Origin of the sequence: Prevotella sp. HJM029, from assembly GCF_000599605.1 — a bacterium.
Lineage (GTDB): Bacteria > Bacteroidota > Bacteroidia > Bacteroidales > Bacteroidaceae > Prevotella.
Window position 1 is genome coordinate 1 of the sequence record NZ_KK082666.1, and the last position, 738, is coordinate 738.

Consider the following 738-nt stretch of genomic DNA (forward strand, 5'->3'; position numbering starts at 1 on the left):
AAATGGCATGCGGCAATCTATCCGCCCAAACATTCCATCCGTTTGGATATATTGGCAAACACTTCGTCCGACCATTCCATCCGTTTGAATATGCTGGCAACCCCTCTTTTCAAATATTCCATCCGATTGGATATATTGGTAAACGCCGCGCCAAAACATCCCATCTGTTTGAATGTGCCAACAACCCCTCCGCCCGACCTTTCCTGCCGTCTGAATATATTGGCAAACTATCCAACAAACTATTCCATCCGTTTGAATATGTTGGCAATCCCTCTTTTCAAACATCCCATCCGATTGGATATACTGGTAAACGCCGCGCCAAAACATCCCATCTGTTTGAATATGCTGGCAACCCCTCCGCCCGACTATCCCTTCAATTTGGGTATATTGACAAACGTCGCGTACAAACACTCCCTCCGATTGGAAACGCGGGCAACCCCTCCCCCCGACCATCCCATCCGTTTCGGTGTGCCGGCAATGGGTGAAAAACTACCGCATCGCGGTTATACTTTCGATAGCCCGGGGTTGCCGACGATAGGAGGCTACCCTGGGTAATGACGCAAGCAAAAATACTACCCCCTCGGGGGTTGTACTTTCTTTTTCTACACCTCACCCATTTCCCTGCAATGAATGGATTTGTTTGCGAATGATATTCCTTTTGCACAAATGAATTTAAAGAAAGTACAATGCCGATGGCATAGGTTTCCGCCCTGCAAACGCATCCAGGGTAGGCTCCTA

Annotated in this window: 1 protein-coding gene; it reads left to right on the top strand. The window is 48.2% G+C overall.

Going from position 1 to position 738, the window contains the following annotated elements; translation table 11 throughout:
• Positions 1–485, top strand: a 485-nt coding sequence (locus X919_RS16890; RefSeq protein WP_172642725.1) for a hypothetical protein, incomplete at its 5' end; no start/stop codon positions are given.
• Positions 486–738: the final 253 nt, after the last annotated feature.